We start from the raw sequence: 17173 nt of genomic DNA on the forward strand, positions 1-17173 counted from the left end.
ATGGAGTAGGCGTCCGATCATCCCCAGGGCAGGTCACTGGAGGACCTGAGTGTGGTCGCCGGCGACTCGACGAGTAGCGAGGTCCGGCAAAGCGATGCGTAAGCGGTGCGTAGACAACACGAAGGCCCAGGAGCAGATTGCGATGTCTGCCTGGGCCTTGGTGTTTGTGCGCCGCCAGGGACTCGAACCCCGAACCCGCTGATTAAGAGTCAGCTGCTCTGCCAATTGAGCTAGCGGCGCGTTCTGTTCGCTTGGTGTTGCCTGCGAACGAAGAGGATCGTAGCAGGGCTTGTCGGCAGATACGAAATCGGTTGTTGGAGCGGGGAAGTGGACCTGGTCAGGGGCGGAGTTCGAGGACGGCCATGGCGGCGTTGTGGCCCGCTATGCCGCTGACGGCGCCTCCTCGGCGGGCGCCGGAGCCGCAGATCATGAGGTTCGCCACATCGGTCTCGACGCCCCAGCGGCCGACCTCGGCCTCGTTGTCGACCCACGGCCACTGGAGGTCGCCGTGGAAGATGTGGCCGCCGGGCATGCCGACGGATTCCTCGATGTCGAGCGGGGTCTTCGCCTCCAGGCAGAGGTTGCCCTCGGCGTCACGGGCGATGCACGGTTCGAGCGGCTCGTCGAGGTACGACTCCAGCCCGGCCAGGATCCGGCGTACCGACTCGTCCCGGGCGGCATCGTTGTCGGAGGCAAACAAACGGGTGGGGAAGTGGACGCCGAACACGGTCAGCGTCTGGTGGCCCGACGCAACCAGGGACGGGCTGAGGATGGACGGGTCGGTGAGCGAGTGGCAGTACACCTCCGACGGCGCGACCGACGGTACTTCGCCCGCGGCGGCCTGGCGGTAGGCGGTTTCCAGCTGGCTGTAGTCCTCGTCGATGTGGAAGGTGCCGGCGAACGCCCGCCGCGGGTCGTCGCCGGACCGCAGCCGGGGGAGCCGCGACAGCAGCAGGTTGATTTTCAGTTGCGAGCCCTCGGGCCGGACGCCCGCAGGTTGCCCGCGCAGGGCGGCGAGGGTCGTCGGCGCGACATTGGCGAGGACGTACGAGCAGTCGACGGAGCGCTCCCCGTCGCCACCCATCCAGGTGACCGACGCGCGCGTGCCATCGGCCTCAACAGAGGTCACCGATGCGTTGACGACCAGTGCCGTACCGGCCCGGCGAGCAGCCGCAGCCAGGGCATCCGTGACGGCGCCCATCCCGCCGACTGGCACGCGCCATTCGCCTGTCCCGTTGCCGATCAGGTGGTAGAGGAAGCACCGGTTCTGGATCAGCGACTCGTCGTGCAACCCCGCGAAGGTGCCGATGACGGAGTCCGTCGCGACCACGCCACGCACCGTGTCGTCCGCGAACCGCTGCTCGACGACCTCCCCGAACGGCCGCTCCACCAGCGCGGCCCAGAGCGCGGGATCGACCTGATTGCGCAGCGAAGCGCCCGATACGAGCGGCTCGAGCAGCGTCGGCGCGACCACGCCCGCCAGTGCGCTGACGGACCCGTAGAAGGCCGACCAGGCGTCGTACTCCGAGTCGCCGCCGGTCAGCGCCGCGAACGACTCCCGGGTTGCCGCACCCTCGGGCCGCTCCACCATCAGGCCGAGGTCACGGCCGCCCCGGCGTACTGGCGTGTACGACGCGACGGAGCGCGAGCGGAGTTCCAGGGACAGCCCGAGGTCGGCCACGATCTTGTCGGGCAGCAGGCTGACCAGGTACGAGTACCGCGACAGGCGGGCGTCCACGCCGGGGAACACCTGCTCGCTGACCGCGGCACCACCGGTGTGGCGCTGCTGCTCCAGCACGAGGGTGCTCAGCCCCGCGCCGGCCAGGTACGCCGCCGCGACCAGGCCGTTGTGGCCGCCGCCGACGATCACGACGTCGTAGAAGTTCTTGCTCTCAGCAACCATGTCAGACCGGCCAATCGAGTCGGTGGTACGCGGCGTCCCAGAACATCCACTCGTAGCGCGAGGTGGCGGCGAAGTGCCGGTGGCACCGGGCGCGTTCGCCCGGGCCGACCTCGTCGCCGAGCCGGTCCGTCACCGCCAGGACTGACTCTACGACCGCGTCGAACTCCTCGGACCCGTACGCCTCGATCCATTTCGCGTACACCGGGTCCGGCGAGGACCGCTTGAGCAGTTCCCGCCCGACCTCGCGGTAGATCCAGTAGCAGGGCAGCACCGCAGCCACGGCCTCGGCGTACGTGCCGGTGGAGCAGACGGCGGTCAGATAGGCCATGTACGCCGTGGTGGTCGGCCCCGAGCCGGTCGCGTCGACGTCGGCGGAGGTGAGCCCGAGGGAGCCGAGCAGGTCCGTGTGCAGCTCCCGCTCGACCGCGATCGCGTCCGCGGCGTGCCGGGCGAACATGCTGACGGCGTCCTCGTCGACGGCCCGGGCGGCGACCAGCGCCAGCGCCCGGGAGTACGCCCGCAGGTAGTGGCTGTCCTGCACGATGAAGTACTTGAACGCTTCATGGTCGAGCGTCCCGTCGGTCAGCCCGGTGATGAACGGGTGCTCGACGATCCGGTCGTACACCGCGGCGGCGCCGGAGTCCCACAGCTCGGCGGAAAACGTCATCCTCAGCTCCTCACCCTCGACTGCGACGACCCTAGCCAGCCGCAGCCCGAAGACTACGAGACGAAAGTCACGATCGGCCTTACTCTGAGCCATGACCATCCAGGGGGAACGCACCACGCGTGAAGAGGCGGCCCCGATGCCTCCGGACACGCCGCTGCTGCGCCGGATCCGCGCGTCGGTGATCGGGGACGACCAGGTGATGCCGGGGCCGTACGGGCCGCGCCGGGTCACGTACGCCGACTACACCGCGTCCGGTCGGGCTCTGACCTTCCTGGAGGACTTCATCCGCGAGGAGGTGCTGCCGCGGTACGCGAACACGCACACCGAGTCCAGCGGCACCGGTCTGCAGACCACCCGGCTCCGCGAGGACGCCCGCAAGATCATCCACGACAGCGTCGGCGGTGACGACGAGACCGCGGTGATCTTCTGCGGCTCCGGCGCGACCGGCGCGATCGACAAGCTGATCGGCGTGCTCGGCCTGCGGATCCCGGCCCAGCTCGACGACGAGTACCACCTGACCGACGAGATCCCGCCGGAGCAGCGCCCGGTCGTCTTCATCGGGCCGTACGAGCACCACTCGAACGAGCTGCCCTGGCGCGAGTCGATCGCCGACGTGGTGGTAATCGGCCAGGACGCGGACGGCCACATCGACATCCCCCGGCTGGAGGAGGAGCTCGCGAAGTACGCCGATCGTCCGGTGAAGATCGGCTCGTTCTCCGCGGCGAGCAACGTCACGGGGATCGTCAGCAACACCCATCGGGTCTCCGCGTTGCTGCACCGGTACGGCGCGCTCTCCTTCTGGGACTGCGCCGCCGCCGCGCCTTACGTCGAGATCGACATGTACGGCGGTCGCGACGCCGACCCGCTCGCCTACAAGGACGCGATCTTCCTCAGCCCGCACAAGTTCATCGGCGGCCCGGGCACCCCCGGAGTACTGGTGGCCCGCCGTGAGCTGCTGCACAACCGCGTGCCCGACGTACCGGGTGGTGGCACGGTCGCCTACGTGAACCCGACCGAGCACCGGTACCTCGACGACCCGGTGCACCGCGAGGAGGGCGGTACGCCGAACATCATCGGGTCGATCCGCGCGGGCCTGGTGTTCCAGCTCAAGGAGGCCGTCGGGATCGAGGTGATCCGGGCCCACGAGGACGCGTACCTGCGCCGGGCGGTCGAGGCGTGGCGGGACGAGCCAGGCCTCCAGATCCTCGGCAACCTGGACTCCGAACGGCTGTCGATCGTGTCGTTCGTGGTGAAGGCGCCGTCCGGGAGGTACCTGCACCACAACTTCGTGGTCGCGGTGCTGAACGACCTGTTCGGGATCCAGTCCCGCGGCGGCTGTTCCTGTGCGGGGCCGTACGGTCACGCCCTGCTCGGGATCGACCTGGTCAGGTCGCACGAGTTCGCCGACGAGGTCGAGCACGGCTGCGAGGGGATCAAGCCGGGCTGGGTCCGGGTGAACTTCAACTACTTCATCTCCGAGGCGGTCTTCTCGTACGTCGTGGAGGCGGTCCGGCTGGTCGCCCAGCAGGGCTGGCGGCTGCTCGGGGACTACCGCTTCAACCCCACGAACGGGCTCTGGCGGCACCACCGCGGCCCGGTGGAACCACCGATGCGGCTGTCCCAGGCCGGCTACGACGCGGACGGCAAGCTCCGCTACCCGCGCCACGACGACAAAGCGCCGGAATCCGCGCTCGAGGGCTACTTGGCCGAGGCGCGGGGGCTACTGTCCGCCTGCCACAACGCGGATACCGACAGTCAGGCCAGCGTGAACCAGGAGTTCGACCACCTCAGGTGGTTCGACCTACCGTCCAGCTGCCTGTCGCCGGTTGTCCCCTGAGTCGGGCGTTAGCGCCGGCAGATAGGTCCCGCCGGCCGCGCTGAGCGTCCACGGCGACCCGTTGACGATCAGGGTCCGGTCGGCAATGGGCGCCTTGGCCGTAGCCAGCACCGGCTGCTGCACCCACCGGCAACCCGTGCGGAAGGTCCGCTGCGTCACCCGTACTGCGACTGCGCCCGGCCCCTCCGCGTAAGCAGCCGCCTGAAGCTTCTGCGCACACCCCGCCGGCGTAGCAACAACCAGCACGATCTGCTCAGGACTGGCCGCCACCGCCCGCACCTCCAACACCTTCGCCACGGTCGTCCGAATCACCCGCGGCGGCACCGTATGCCGAGCCTCCACCACCGGCGCCGGCTTCGCCTCCTCAGGCGACGCGCCTCCAAAGACCTTCGCCAGCACAAAAACACTGAACGCAACCACCCCGACAACAAAGGTCACCACCACAGCAACCCCATACACAAACCACACACTGCCGGACGACTTCACCCCCCGATCCTCCCAGCCCAACCACCCCCACCCCCGCAGGAAAACGCGGTCACCCCCAAGAGACCCGGACGACTACCTGAGCCACAGCGATAGCCCAACGACGACCTCAGCCACAGCGAAAGCCAGACGACGACCTCAGCCACGGCGAAAGCCAGACGACGACCTCAGCCACGGCGAAGGCCAGACGACGACCTCAGCCACGGCGAAGGCCAGACGACGACCTCAGCCACGGCGAAGGCCAGAGGACTACCTGAGCCACAGCGACAGCCGGATGACTACGTCAGCCACAGCAAAGGGGGGTGTGGGGTGGCGAAGCCCCCCGCCTGCGGAGCGAAGCGACGCACAAATCGGCGAAGGCGGCCCGCTCCACGCTCTCCGTGGACACAGACCGCCTCCGACTTCGCGGGTGAGTAACGGGACTTGAACCCGCGGCCCCCTGGACCACAACCAGGTGCTCTACCAGCTGAGCTATACCCACCATGTTGCTTACCGCACCGCCTGAATCACTGCGGCTGGGTAATCATAGCGACGATGGTCAGTTACCTGAAATCGGGTCGCTGACCAGGCTCGCGGCCGCCTTCGCGGTGTCGGTGTCGGGTCCGGGCTGGGGCACGAAAACGGTCTGCCGGTAGTAGCGGAGCTCGGCGATGCTCTCGGTGATGTCGGCCAGCGCGCGGTGGTTCCCGTTCTTGGCCGGCGTCGCGTAGTACACCCTCGGGTACCAGCGGCGGACAAGTTCCTTGATCGAGCTGACGTCGACGTTGCGGTAGTGCAGGTGCGCCTCGACCTTCGGCATGTCCCGGACCAGGAAGGTGCGGTCGGTGCCGACCGAGTTGCCCGCCAGCGCGGCCTTGCGCGGCTCCTTCACGTACCCGGAGATGAAGTCGAGCACCTGCTGCTCGGCCTCGCCCAGCGGGATCCCGTTCGGCAGTTCGGCGAGCAGGCCGGACGCGGTGTGCATGTCGCGGACGAAGTCGCCCATCTGTTCCAGCGCGGCCGGTGGGGGCGCGATCACCAGGTCGATTCCCTCGCCGAGCACGTTCAACTCGTAGTCGGTGACGAGAACCGCGACCTCGATCAGGGCGTCGTTCACCAGATCAAGCCCGGTCATCTCACAGTCGATCCACACCAGCCGGTCGTTCATGAGCACCCACCTTACGGCGGCGGGGTGCGACCGGCGCGCCCGGCAGCCTCAACGCCGGGCGTGGCGATCGATTCCGTACTCCGATCCGCCGCCGCGCGCGGGTGGTCAGCCGGGGGCGTGGCCGACGTGGATGCTGCGCACCGACAGCGCGGCGAGGTCCGTCCGGTGGCCCAGGTACTCCGGGCTGTCGGGGTCGAGCAGCTCCTTCCAGACAGCCAGATCCGCCGCCGGCAAGGCCAGCTCGGCCGGCAGCTCGGATCCGTGCCCATGACCATGTCCGTGTCCATGCCCATGACCGTGGTCAGTCTCGTAATCCCCAGCTCCAGGAGTCAGCCGTTCGATCCGGACCTGGAACTGGGTGACCACTCGCTCGCGATCCTCGTCGGACAGCGGCACCGGTTTCTCGGAGAGCACACTCCGAGTGGTCACCCCCGTCAGTCCCGCCTTCTGCAGGGCGTCCGTCCATCCATAAGGCATCGGCACGGTCCCCGGCAGCGCGTCCCGCATCGCCGCGAACCACCGATCCTGCGCCAGATCCAGCCGCAGCTCCAGGCCGGGCTCACCGATCCCCAGATCCCACGGCAGACTCCGCGCCGGCAGCCCGCCCTCGGCCAGCGCCAGCCGGCCACCCGGTGCCAGCAGCGAGGCGAGCGCGTCGATCGCGGCCTGCTGATCGGCCGCGTGGTGGACCGAGGCAGATGCCCAGATCAGATCCGCCGGCGCGCCGATTGCCGCACGCAACGGTTCCGGTCCGTCGTCCATCGACACCAGCTCGCACCGCACGGCGCTGCCTGCTGTGTGGGCGCGTGCCTCCTGCAACACGTCCGGGTCGGCGTCGACCGCGACCACGCTGCCACCGGCCGGCACTGCTGCCGCGAGCGCCTTCGCCATACCGCCACCACCGCAGCCGACATCCACGGCCAGCCGGTCGGTGGACCGAACCAGGCCCTCGGCAACCATCTCGTTCCACCCGGCTTCGTCGGTGGCGGTGGTCCGCAACCGCTCGGCCTGCGCCGCCCAATCGATCTCGATCATGCCGCCCAGTCTGCCTCGCTACCCGTCCAACCCAACAGCTTCGAGGTGGGCGCCAGCTGAACGCTTCCGGCGGTGGTCGGGGTGGGTGGGGGAGCGGGCTCGCGGAAGGGTTGGCTTCCCGGCGGGGCGGGAGAAGCTTCCCGATCGGGGCGGGCGGACCTCCCGGGGAGTTCAGGGGTAACACTGTTGCGTGCCGCTACCCACGGTGCTGTCCTGTCTAGGGGACACGGGAGGTGGGGCATGCCGGTCGACGGGGATCCAGCGTTGTACGGCGCTGTCATGCGCCCGCGGCTTGTCGCACTGCTGGACGAGGGGTCCCGGCGACGCCTGCTGACGGTGGTCGCGGACGCAGGGTTCGGGAAGTCGACCCTGCTCGGCTCCTGGGCCGCCGAGCGTCCCTGCGCCTGGTACACCGTCCGTGCCGAGGACCGGTCCCTCGCAGCGATGGTCACCGGGCTGGTGGAGTCGCTGCGCCGCCAGGTCCCCGCGCTGTCGGAGGTTCTGGCGGCAGAACTCCAAGGACCGCGCGGCCCCGACGCTGACGCCGAGCAGGAAACCAGAGCACTCGCGTACGCCGCGTTGCTGGCGGACGCGCTCGAGCAGCACCTCACCGGCGACCTGGTCCTCATCCTGGACGACCTGCACGAGCTCAACCCCGGTGATCCGGCGACCCGGTTGATCGAGGGCCTGGTCCGGATCGCCCCGCCGTCACTGCACCTCGTAGTGGCGTCCCGCACACCCATGCCGTTCGGGATCGACCGCCTGCGCGGCCGGGGTCAGGTGCTGGAGATCGACGCGACCGCCCTCGCCTTCACAGTGGCGGAGACCCGGGCCGTGCTGCACGTAGTACTGGGTGATGGGTCGGAGGAGCTTGCCGAGCCGCTGCAGGCCGCAGTACAGGGGTGGCCGGCGGCTGCGCGGTTGGCGGTGGAGGCATTGCGGACCGTGCCGGGCTCGGAAAGGCAGAGCAGGTTGCGGCGCGCACTGCGTTCCGACGGGCCTCTGTACGACTACCTGGCCGAGGAGGTCTTCGCTGCCGAACCACCGTCTGTACGGCGGTTGGTCGCGGCGGTTGCGGTGCTCCCCAGGTTCGGAACCGAGTTGTGCCAGGCGATAGGTCTCACAGACAGCGCAGAGCTGTTGCAGCAACTCCGTACCAGAGGCCTGCTCGTCTCGGCGGGAGATGAAGACCGCTACGAGCTCAACCCGTTGGTCCGGGACTTCGCCAACGACAGGTTGTCAGCGGACGAGGTTGGCACGGACACGCTGGTCCTGCAGGCAGGCGAGTGGTTCGAGTCCGTCGGGGATCACCGGGACGCGCTGGCCTGCTACCAAGCGGTGGAGCCGGCCTACGTGGCGAGGATGCTCACCGAGCGCGGGCATGCGATGGTCAGCGGCGGTCTGGCGGAGACGGTGGTCGGCGCGGTCAGCGCACTGCCCGAGGAGCTCCGGGACGCCGCGATGGACCAACTGGAAGGGGAAGCCCGGCAGGTGCTGGGTGACTGGCAGGGTGCGGAGGACTGCTTCGGCCGGATCATCGCACCCGAAGGTGAGATCCCCGTCGGCATCGCCTGGCGGCTCGGGCTGATCCACCATCTGCGCGGCCGGACGGACATCGCGGTCGCGACGTACCAGCGGGGCAGGATCGACGGACAGCAACCGACCGACGAGGCGCTCCTGCAGGCCTGGTGGGCGGGCGCGCACTGGCTGCGCGGGGAGTTCGACGAGTGCCGTCGGCTCATCGCCGCCGCGGAGGTGTCGGCCAAGGTCTCCGGCGACGACCGCGCCCTCGCGATCGTTCACACGGTGCTGGCGATGCTCGCGGCGGTCGACAGCGATCCGCGGGGGAACGCGTCGCACTACGTGAGAGCCCTGGAGCATGCGGAGCGCGCAGGGGATCTGTTGCAGTCCATCCGGATCCGGGTGAACCGCGCATCGCACCACATCGCCGAGGGCGACTACATGCTCGGCCTCGACGAGCTGGAACGCGCACTGGAGCTCGCGGACCGCGCCGGCTTCGCAGTGTTCCGTGCACTGGCTTTGAACAACCGCGGCGAGGCTTTGCTGAGGCTCGGCCGGCTGGACGAGGCCATAGGTGAACTCGAAGCTTCCAGAGCGCTGTACCAGAAGCTGGAGTCGAAACGAGTCGCGCAACCTCTTGCTGTGCTGGGAGAGGTCTACCGCGAGCGAGGCGACCGGGCGATGGCCCGAGCCTGCTACGAGGAGGCCATCGCCATGGCTGAGGACACCAAGGACATGCAGGCGCTGGTACCGTCGCTGGCCGGCTTGGCTCGAGTGCTTGCCGTCGAGGAGCCGGAGCGGGCCGCGGAGCTCGCCGAGATCGCACGGCAGGCTGTTGCCTACGGACCGGTCCCCGGCTTGTCGGGCGCGCTCGTCGCTCTTGGCTGGGTGACACTGCACGCCGGTAACAAGACGGAGGCCGCAGCCGCAGCGGAGGAGTCGGCCGCACTGTGCCGCAAGCGACGTGACCGGGCCGGCCTGGCCGATGCACTCGAGCTGTACGCGGCGGCCGACGGCGGCGAGGTGCTGCACGAAGTACTGAACATCCGCAACGAGTTGGGCGACCCGCTGGGCCAAGCACGAGCTGAGCTGATGCTGGCGAGGCGTACTACGGGAGCCGAGGGCCGCGAGCTGGCGTTGAGGGCGCACCAGCAGTTCCTGGCCGCAGGAGCGACCCGCTATGCGGCAGCCGCTCTTGCGGCCAGCGAGGAGACCGGCCCGGCTCCGGTACGCATCGAGTGCCTCGGCGGCTTCCGCGTACTCCGGAACGGCAAGGCCATCCAGCTGGGCGAGTGGCCGTCCAAGAAGGCCCGCGACCTGCTGAAGATCCTGGTGGCTCGTCGTTGTCGCCCGGTCGCCCGCGTACAACTCCTGGATCTGCTGTGGCCGGACCAAGGTGAATCAGTCGCTTCGCCCAGGTTGTCGGTCGCTCTGTCGACAGTGCGGTCCGTGCTCGACCCCACGAAGCAGTACTCGCCCGACACGTTCGTCGGTGCCGATCGCGCGACCATCTGGCTCGACGGCGACGAGACCGCGGTGGACGTCGAGGTCTTCCTCCACGACGCCCGAGCCGGCCTGGACGGCAACAGCCTTCCCCTGCTGCGCGGAGCGGAGGCGGCGTACAGCGGTGACTTCCTGGAAGAAGACGTGTACGCCGACTGGGCCGGTGGGATGCGCGAGGAGGCCCGGGCGCTCTACGTACGGGTTGCCCGCGTACTGGCCGAGCGGAGCAAAGGCGATCCCGACGCGGCCGCCGGGTACCTGCTCCGCATCCTCCAGCGCGACCAGTACGACGAACGCGCCCACCTCGGCCTGGTTTCGGCGTTCCAGGCGAGTGGTGCCCATGGCGAGGCCAGGCGGGCCTATCGCACGTACGTCCAGCGCATGGCGGAGCTCGAGGTGGAGCCCGCGCCCTATCCCGCGGTCCAGGCTCGGCCGGTCCGGCTCCAAGGGTCCGGCTTTAAGACTGTCTGAAGCCGCGGGCTCACTCTTTGGACATGGCAGCACCCGTGTACAACGCGGTGGTCACCTGCGACTTCGGGGTCGCGGGTCACCCAGGCCGTGACTATCGAGCAGGTGCCGGTACGCCGGTCCGGGCCACGCTGGCCGGGGTCGTCGTCCGAGTGGCAGCGGACCAGGTCGTCGTCGAGTCGAACGCGATCTGGCACCTCTACGACCATCTGGCCGAGCCGGAGGTGCGGCAGGGGGACACGGTCGAGACAGGGGATCGACTCGGCCTGGCGACCGGGCCACACCTGCACTACGAGGAGCGGGTCACGCCGTACCGGGCTGAGGACCGACGCAGCCCGCGCTTCGACCTCCACCCGAACACGAGGCTGCCTTCCTAGCGGTACTGCCTGGGGAGCGGGGGATGAGGTGGCGTCGGGCCGGCCGTGGAAGGGAGCGGTCGAGCCGCTCGGCGCTACCGTTTCCTGATGATCGCGACCAGGTTCGACACGGAGCGACTCGCCATGCTCCCGTTGAAGGTGGAGTACGCCGAGGAGATGGCGAAGGTGCTCGCCGACCACGGGCTCTATACGTTCACCGGTGGTGAGCCGCCGTCGGCGGAGGTGCTCGAAGGCCGCTACACGCGCCAGGTGGCGGGCTCGGGCGATCCCGGGGAGTCCTGGCTCAACTGGGTGATCAGTTCACTGCAGGACGACGAACTCGTCGGCTACGTCCAGGCGACCGCGACGGCCGACGAGGCCGAGATCGCCTGGGTGCTCGGCACGGCCTGGCAGGGCCGGGGCTACGCGAAGGAGGCGGCCATCGGTCTGGTCGCGTGGCTCCAGGCACAGGGCGCCCGGCGGATCATCGCGCATGTCCACCCGGACCATGCGGCCTCAGCGGCGGTAGCGGCAGCGGCTGGCCTCAGCCGAACCGACCAGCTCGACGATGGCGAATTTCTCTGGCTGCTGACCACTTGAAAGATCACGCAAAGCAGGCCCGGCCGAGAACGGCCGGGCCTGCTTCGGGAGTCGTTCAGACCGGGCGGACGTTCTCCGCCTGCGGGCCCTTCGGGCCCTGGGTCAGGTCGAACTCGACCTTCTGGTTCTCGTCCAGCGAACGGAAACCGTCCGTCGCGATCGCCGAGTAGTGCACGAACACGTCGGCGCCGCCGCCGTCCTGGGAAATGAAGCCGAAGCCCTTTTCACCGTTGAACCACTTCACTGTTCCGCTGGCCATGATTTTGCTCCTTCTGTGGGGCGGGTAACAGGGCCCGGCGGTCGCCGGTCCCCGGGTTGCCGAACGAGCCCTCCCAGTCGGACCAAGGCCCGGAAATGAGAAAACGCCCTGCGGATCACAAACTCCGCGGGCGTTTCAAAACGAACGTGGAACTGCAAAACTGCAACCGCCGGAAACGGTAGCACATCCCGGCCGGTGACACAGGCGAACAGCCGGAGAACAACGTGTCGCCACTCCCCGCCCCGCCGCGCCCGGCTACCAGGAGCCGCGGTGGTCCGGGACCAGGAAGGTGAAGGGGACGATCAGCAGCAGCACCGCGGCGAAGATGACGAAGACGTTCGCCTGGGAGGTGCCCGGGGTCGCGCTGTGCGCCAGCACCGTGGTGGTGACGGAGACCGCGATGATGCCGCCCGACTGCCGGAACATCCCGCGCAGCCCGGCGATCGCGGAGATCTGGTCCGGCGCGAGTTGCAGGCTCGCGTTGTTGGAGGCGGGGATCGACAACCCCATCCCGATCCCGGTCACGCCGGCCGCCACCGCGAGCCAGGCGTACGGCGTCAACCCGTGCGGGGCGATCGACATCAGCGTCATCCCGCCCGCCACCAGCAGGAACCCGCCGATCATCGGCGCCCGGTAACCCGTCCGCCGCAGCGCGAACACCGCCAACCCGGCCACGCAGATCATCCCGACGGCTCTTGCCGTCAGCAGCGTTCCCGCCTGCAGCGGCTGGATCCCGTATCGCGACTCGGCGTACAGCGGGACGAGCGCGCCGAACCCGAGCACGGCGGCGCCGTACAGCAGGTTGATCGCGTTCATCACGGCGAAGCCGCGGCCGCGCAGCAGGGTGATCGGGATGAACGGGTCCCTGGCCCGGTTGGTGTGCCGGACGAACAGGAAGCCGAAGACCAGTGCGAGCACCTCGGCCCCGATGAACAGCGGGTCGGTCGGCTCGGACCCGCGGCCGCCGAGCGAACTGATGCCGTACATCCCGGACAGGATCGTCAGTGCCAGTAGCAGCGCTCCGACGCCGTCGATCCGCGCGGCCGCCTTCGGTGCGCTGTGCGGGATGAACCGCCACGCGAGCAGGATCAGCAGTAACCCGGCCGGCACGTTGACGATGAAGATCTCCCGCCAGGACCAGTAGGTGACGATGATGCCGCCGACGATCGGGCCGAGGATGCCGCCGATCGGGAAGATGCTGGTGAACATGCCCACCGCGCGGTCGCGGTCCCGGCCGAACTGCTCGGCCACGATGCCGGTCGCGGTCGGCATGAAGGCGCCGCCGCCGATCGCCTGGAACGCGCGGAACATCACCAGCAGGTAGATGTTGTCGGCCAGGCTGCAGGCCAGCGAGGCGACCGTGAAGAGCACCGCGGCGGCGAGGAAGACCCGCTTGCGGCCGAACTGGTCGCCGAGCCGGCCGGCCAGCGGCATCACCAGGATCTGGCCGAGCGCGTAGATGGTGATCGTCCAGCCGCTCCAGTTCAGCTCCGCGTTCAGGTCGCTGCGGATGGCATTGAGCGCGGTCGCCACTATGGTCTGATCGATCGAGGCCATCAGGAGGGCGATCGAGACGATGCCGAAGACGATCCGCCGGTGGGCCTGCGGCTCGTCGGCGGCGGGTTCGGCGGTTCTCTCCACAAGCCTTGGCGGTTCCATCGATCGACAGACTACATTGCTTGCCAGCAGGCAATAAAGGGGTGACCATGACCGACACCGAGACGTTGAGCAAGCTCCGCGGCGTGATCTCCAAGCTCGCGCGCGAGCTCAACGCCACGGCCACCGGCGAGGGCCTGACACCGACCCAGGCGTCGGTGCTCGGCCTGATCGCGTTCCGCGGCCCGCTCGGCCTGACCGAACTGGCTCAGCTCGAGGGGCTCAACCCGACGATGCTGTCCCGCGTGGTCGGCAAGCTCACCGAGCTCGGCCTGATCCAGCGCGACCCGAACCCGGACGACCTCCGCGCGATCCAGGTCGAGGCCACCGACGCCGGCCGCCAGTTGCACGAGCGGGTCAAACTCCTCCGCACCGAGGCCATCGGCGCCTGCCTGGACCAACTCCCCAAGGACTCCGCCCAGACGATCATCGACGCCCTCCCCGCCCTGGAGGAACTAGCCCAGGCCATGAGAGCCACCCACTCCTAGCAGTGCCCGTCGGCGACGACCCGCCCAGTACTTCGTACGTCGCACTGGGCGGGCGTCGCTGACCAGCGCCCCATCGATCCACACCGTCCCCGGCCAGGTCATCCCGCCAGCCTGACAACTCCGGCACCTTGTGCACCACCCGAGCAGATCCCGGCGACCCAGACACTCCGCCGGAGCACAAAGTGCGGGTTCGGCGTCCGATAGCGGCTTGTCCGACCGCTGTCGCTCTACAAACCGCCAGCGCCCGAGCAATCCGCCAGCCGCGCCCCTCATCCCGCCGGCCGCCCCCACCATCACGGCGCCACTCGCCCAGCCTCGTCCGCGGGCAGGTACGTGGGGGTTACCTGCCGCTGTTGTGCCTTACCTGCCGATCCGCCAGAGGGACAACCCACAACAGCAGCAGGTAACCCCCTCGGTGAATCCGGACCCGCAGCCCAACCGCCAGAAGGTCGCCCACCCCGCCGAGAGGTCAGCATCAGTCGCCAGGCAAAAAACTTCGGGCGAGCGCTTTCCTGGGATTGGGTTGTTAGGCAAGGGCTATCAAGTCATCGGAAATGTGACCTTGGTCATGTCTTGACCGGTTCTGGGCGGCAGCCTACTGTATCCCGTATACCGAGCCCCTCCGGAAGGTGGGACCCATGGAGAGTGCGCCCAGGCTTCGCTATGCCGTCAACTGCTCGATCCTCTTCACCGAGCTACCGCTACTGGAAAGACCCGAGGCCGCCCGTTCCGCCGGATTCGACGCGGTGGAGTTCTGGTGGCCGTTCGACACCGGACTGCCCGGCGATGCCGAGGTCGACGCGTTCGAACGCGCGATCCGCGACGCCGGCGTCCAGCTGGCCGGACTGAACTTCGCCGCCGGCGACCTGCCCGGCGGGGATCGCGGCCTGGTGTCGTGGCCGCAACGATCGCTGGAGTTCCGCGACAACATCGCGGTGACACTGGGGATCGGCGAGCGGCTGGGCTGCCGCGCCTTCAACGCGTTGTACGGCAACCGCGTGGAGGGTGTCGCCCCGGCCGAGCAGGACGAGCTCGCCGCCGAGAACCTCGCGCTGGCCGCCACCGCGGCCGGCTCCTTCGGCGCGACGGTCCTCGTCGAACCCGTCAGCGGGGCCGACCGCTATCCCTTGCGGACGGCCGCCGACGCGGTGGACGTGATCACCCGGGTGGAACGCGAGTCCGGCGTCACCAGCCTCGGACTGCTCGCGGACCTGTACCACCTGACCGTCAACGGCGATGACGTCAGCAAGGCGATCACGACGTACGCCGAACGCATCGCGCACGTGCAGGTCGCCGACACGCCGGGCCGCAACGAGCCCGGTACCGGCGAGATCCCGATCGATCAGTACCTCGGTGAGTTGCGGGCGGCCGGCTACGACGGCTGGGTCGGGCTGGAGTACAAGCCGAGCGGCCCGAATGCCGGGAGCTTCGCCTGGCTGCATCGCAACTGACCTGGAGCGCACGGACTGAGAAGGAGCTGGCATGCCACGAATGACTGCCGCCCGCGCGGCGGTGGAGATCCTCCGTCGCGAAGGCATCACCAATCTGTTCGGCCTCCCCGGTGCGGCCATCAACCCGTTCTACAACGCAGTAAGGGCGCAGGGTGAGCTCAAGCATGTACTCGCCCGGCACGTCGAGGGCGCCTCGCACATGGCCGAGGGCTACACCCGTGCCAAGGCCGGCAACATCGGAGTCTGCGTCGGTACGTCGGGTCCGGCCGGCACCGACATGATCACCGGCCTGTACTCCGCGTCGGCCGACTCCATCCCCATCCTCTGCATCACCGGCCAGGCGCCGGTGGCCAAGCTGCACAAAGAGGACTTCCAGGCCGTCGACATCACCTCGATCGCCAAGCCCGTGACCAAATGGGCGGTCACCGTGCTCGAGGCCGCGCAGGTGCCCGGCGCCTTCCAGAAGGCGTTCCAGCTGATGCGCACCGGTCGTCCCGGGCCGGTGCTGATCGACCTGCCGATCGACGTCCAGCTGACCGAGATCGACTTCGACCCCGACCTGTACGCGCCGCTGCCGATCGCGACGCCGCGGGCCACCGTCGCCCAGGCCGAGAAGGTGCTGGAGCTGTTGGCGGAGTCGGAGCACCCGCTGATCGTGGCGGGTGGCGGCATCATCAACGCGGATGCGGCTGACCTGCTGGTGGAGTTCGCCGAGCTCACAGGCGTTCCCGTCGTGCCGACGCTGATGGGCTGGGGGACCATCCCCGACGACCACCGGTTGATGGCCGGCATGGTCGGGCTGCAGACCTCGCACCGCTACGGCAACGAGACCCTGCTGGCCTCCGACCTGGTGATCGGCATCGGCAACCGGTGGGCGAACCGGCACACGGGTGGGCTCGACACCTATCGCGCAGGCCGGAAGTTCGTGCACATCGACATCGAGCCGACCCAGCTCGGCCGGGTGTTCCCGCCGGACCTGGGCATCGTGTCCGACGCCAGGGCGGCGCTCGAAGTACTCATCCACGTCACCCGGGACAAGCTCGTAGACGGTCCCATGACCGACCGCTCGGAGTGGACCGCCGCTTGTCATGAGCGCAAGCGGACGCTGGTACGGCGTACCGACTTCGACAACGTGCCGGTGAAGCCGCAACGGGTCTACCAGGAGATGAACAACGCCTTCGGCCCGGACACCCGGTACGTCTCCACGATCGGGTTGTCGCAGATCCAGGCCGCCCAGATGCTGCACGTCTACCGGCCGCGCCACTGGATCAACGCCGGCCAGGCGGGTCCCCTCGGCTGGACCGGTCCGGCGGCGCTCGGCGTGGCGGTCGCGGATCCTGAGGCGACGGTCGTCGCGCTGTCGGGCGACTACGACTTCCAGTTCCTGATCGAGGAGCTCGCGGTGGGGGCGCAGTTCAACATTCCCTACATCCACGTGGTGGTGAACAACGCGTACCTCGGGCTGATCCGGCAGGCACAGCGCAACTTCGACATGGACTACTGCGTGCAGCTTGCCTTCGACAACATCAACACCCCCGAGCTGAACGGGTACGGCGTCGACCACGTCAAGGTCGCGGAAGGCCTTGGCTGTAAGGCGTTGCGGGTGTTCGAGCCGGATGGGATCCTGCCCGCGCTGGAGCAGGCCAAGAAGTTGATGGTCGAGCACCAGGTGCCGATCATGGTCGAGGTCATCCTCGAACGCATCACCAACGTCTCGATGGGCACGGAGCTGGACAACGTGGTCGAGTTCGACGAGGTTCGCCACCCTCGCCCGACCGTTTCCGGACCCAGGGACTAAG

Annotated in this window: 14 protein-coding genes and 2 tRNA genes; 7 read left to right on the forward strand and 9 right to left on the reverse strand. The window is 68.8% G+C overall.

The features are described 5' to 3' along the window. Positions 1-167: 167 nt before the first annotated feature. From ACFPJ1_RS17090 to tenA, 3 genes are all read right to left on the reverse strand, one after another. Positions 168-240 (reverse strand) — tRNA-Lys (locus ACFPJ1_RS17090). Positions 241-337: 97 nt separating this feature from the next. Then, a complete protein-coding gene (locus tag ACFPJ1_RS17095) occupies positions 338-1903 on the reverse strand; it encodes a phytoene desaturase family protein (RefSeq protein WP_380104923.1) in 1566 nt (521 codons plus the stop codon). A 1-nt stretch (position 1904) separates the two neighbouring features. Next, positions 1905-2570, reverse strand: a complete 666-nt coding sequence (gene tenA / locus ACFPJ1_RS17100; protein WP_380104925.1) for a thiaminase II — start codon at positions 2568-2570, stop codon at positions 1905-1907. A 91-nt stretch (positions 2571-2661) separates the two neighbouring features. Between tenA and ACFPJ1_RS17105 the strand changes: the two genes are divergently transcribed. Next, on the forward strand, positions 2662-4407 hold the full coding sequence (locus ACFPJ1_RS17105) for an aminotransferase class V-fold PLP-dependent enzyme (RefSeq protein ID WP_380104927.1): 1746 nt from the start codon (positions 2662-2664) through the stop codon (positions 4405-4407). Here ACFPJ1_RS17105 and ACFPJ1_RS17110 read toward each other — a convergent pair. From ACFPJ1_RS17110 to ACFPJ1_RS17125, 4 genes are all read right to left on the reverse strand, one after another. After that, positions 4372-4848: a hypothetical protein gene (locus ACFPJ1_RS17110; RefSeq protein ID WP_380104929.1), complete on the reverse strand. Its 477-nt coding sequence runs from the start codon at positions 4846-4848 to the stop codon at positions 4372-4374. The two genes, ACFPJ1_RS17105 and ACFPJ1_RS17110, sit on opposite strands and share 36 nt — an antisense overlap. A gap of 450 nt (positions 4849-5298) precedes the next feature. Continuing rightward, positions 5299-5371, reverse strand: a tRNA-His gene (locus ACFPJ1_RS17115). A gap of 57 nt (positions 5372-5428) precedes the next feature. Next, the gene (gene orn, locus ACFPJ1_RS17120) at positions 5429-6037 is read right to left on the reverse strand and encodes an oligoribonuclease (RefSeq protein WP_132192525.1); all 609 of its coding nucleotides are present in this window, start codon (positions 6035-6037) and stop codon (positions 5429-5431) included. A gap of 105 nt (positions 6038-6142) precedes the next feature. Further along, entirely contained in the window at positions 6143-7072 is a 930-nt protein-coding gene (locus ACFPJ1_RS17125; RefSeq protein ID WP_380104932.1) for a class I SAM-dependent methyltransferase, read from the reverse strand. Between the two features lie 240 nt (positions 7073-7312). Between ACFPJ1_RS17125 and ACFPJ1_RS17130 the strand changes: the two genes are divergently transcribed. The 3 genes from ACFPJ1_RS17130 to ACFPJ1_RS17140 all read left to right on the forward strand — a co-directional run bounded on the left by ACFPJ1_RS17130 (position 7313) and on the right by ACFPJ1_RS17140 (position 11520). Next, on the forward strand, positions 7313-10567 hold the full coding sequence (locus ACFPJ1_RS17130) for a tetratricopeptide repeat protein (RefSeq protein ID WP_380104934.1): 3255 nt from the start codon (positions 7313-7315) through the stop codon (positions 10565-10567). A gap of 23 nt (positions 10568-10590) precedes the next feature. Next, a complete protein-coding gene (locus ACFPJ1_RS17135) occupies positions 10591-10941 on the forward strand; it encodes a M23 family metallopeptidase (protein WP_380104936.1) in 351 nt (116 codons plus the stop codon). A gap of 87 nt (positions 10942-11028) precedes the next feature. After that, complete coding sequence (locus ACFPJ1_RS17140; protein ID WP_380104938.1) at positions 11029-11520, forward strand: GNAT family N-acetyltransferase; 492 nt, start codon at positions 11029-11031, stop codon at positions 11518-11520. A 55-nt stretch (positions 11521-11575) separates the two neighbouring features. Here the strand turns inward: ACFPJ1_RS17140 and ACFPJ1_RS17145 are convergent, their stop codons facing one another. Further along, complete coding sequence (locus ACFPJ1_RS17145) at positions 11576-11779, reverse strand: cold-shock protein (protein ID WP_132192535.1); 204 nt, start codon at positions 11777-11779, stop codon at positions 11576-11578. 255 nt (positions 11780-12034) lie between these two features. After that, positions 12035-13438 (reverse strand): MFS transporter, encoded by a 1404-nt coding sequence (locus ACFPJ1_RS17150; RefSeq protein ID WP_380104939.1) that lies wholly within the window; start codon positions 13436-13438, stop codon positions 12035-12037. Between the two features lie 47 nt (positions 13439-13485). Here ACFPJ1_RS17150 and ACFPJ1_RS17155 point away from each other — a divergent pair, with 47 nt between their 5' ends. The 3 genes from ACFPJ1_RS17155 to gcl all read left to right on the forward strand — a co-directional run bounded on the left by ACFPJ1_RS17155 (position 13486) and on the right by gcl (position 17172). Continuing rightward, the gene (locus ACFPJ1_RS17155) at positions 13486-13923 is read left to right on the forward strand and encodes a MarR family winged helix-turn-helix transcriptional regulator (RefSeq protein ID WP_380104940.1); all 438 of its coding nucleotides are present in this window, start codon (positions 13486-13488) and stop codon (positions 13921-13923) included. Positions 13924-14561: 638 nt separating this feature from the next. Then, positions 14562-15374 carry a hydroxypyruvate isomerase family protein gene (locus ACFPJ1_RS17160; RefSeq protein WP_380104942.1) on the forward strand — a complete coding sequence of 271 codons (813 nt, stop codon included), beginning with the start codon at positions 14562-14564 and terminating at the stop codon, positions 15372-15374. Between the two features lie 31 nt (positions 15375-15405). Next, positions 15406-17172 (forward strand): glyoxylate carboligase, encoded by a 1767-nt coding sequence (gene gcl / locus ACFPJ1_RS17165; protein WP_380104944.1) that lies wholly within the window; start codon positions 15406-15408, stop codon positions 17170-17172. The last annotated feature ends 1 nt before the right edge of the window (position 17173 follow it).

Origin of the sequence: Kribbella qitaiheensis (assembly GCF_042657745.1) — a bacterium.
Classification (GTDB): domain Bacteria; phylum Actinomycetota; class Actinomycetes; order Propionibacteriales; family Kribbellaceae; genus Kribbella; species Kribbella qitaiheensis.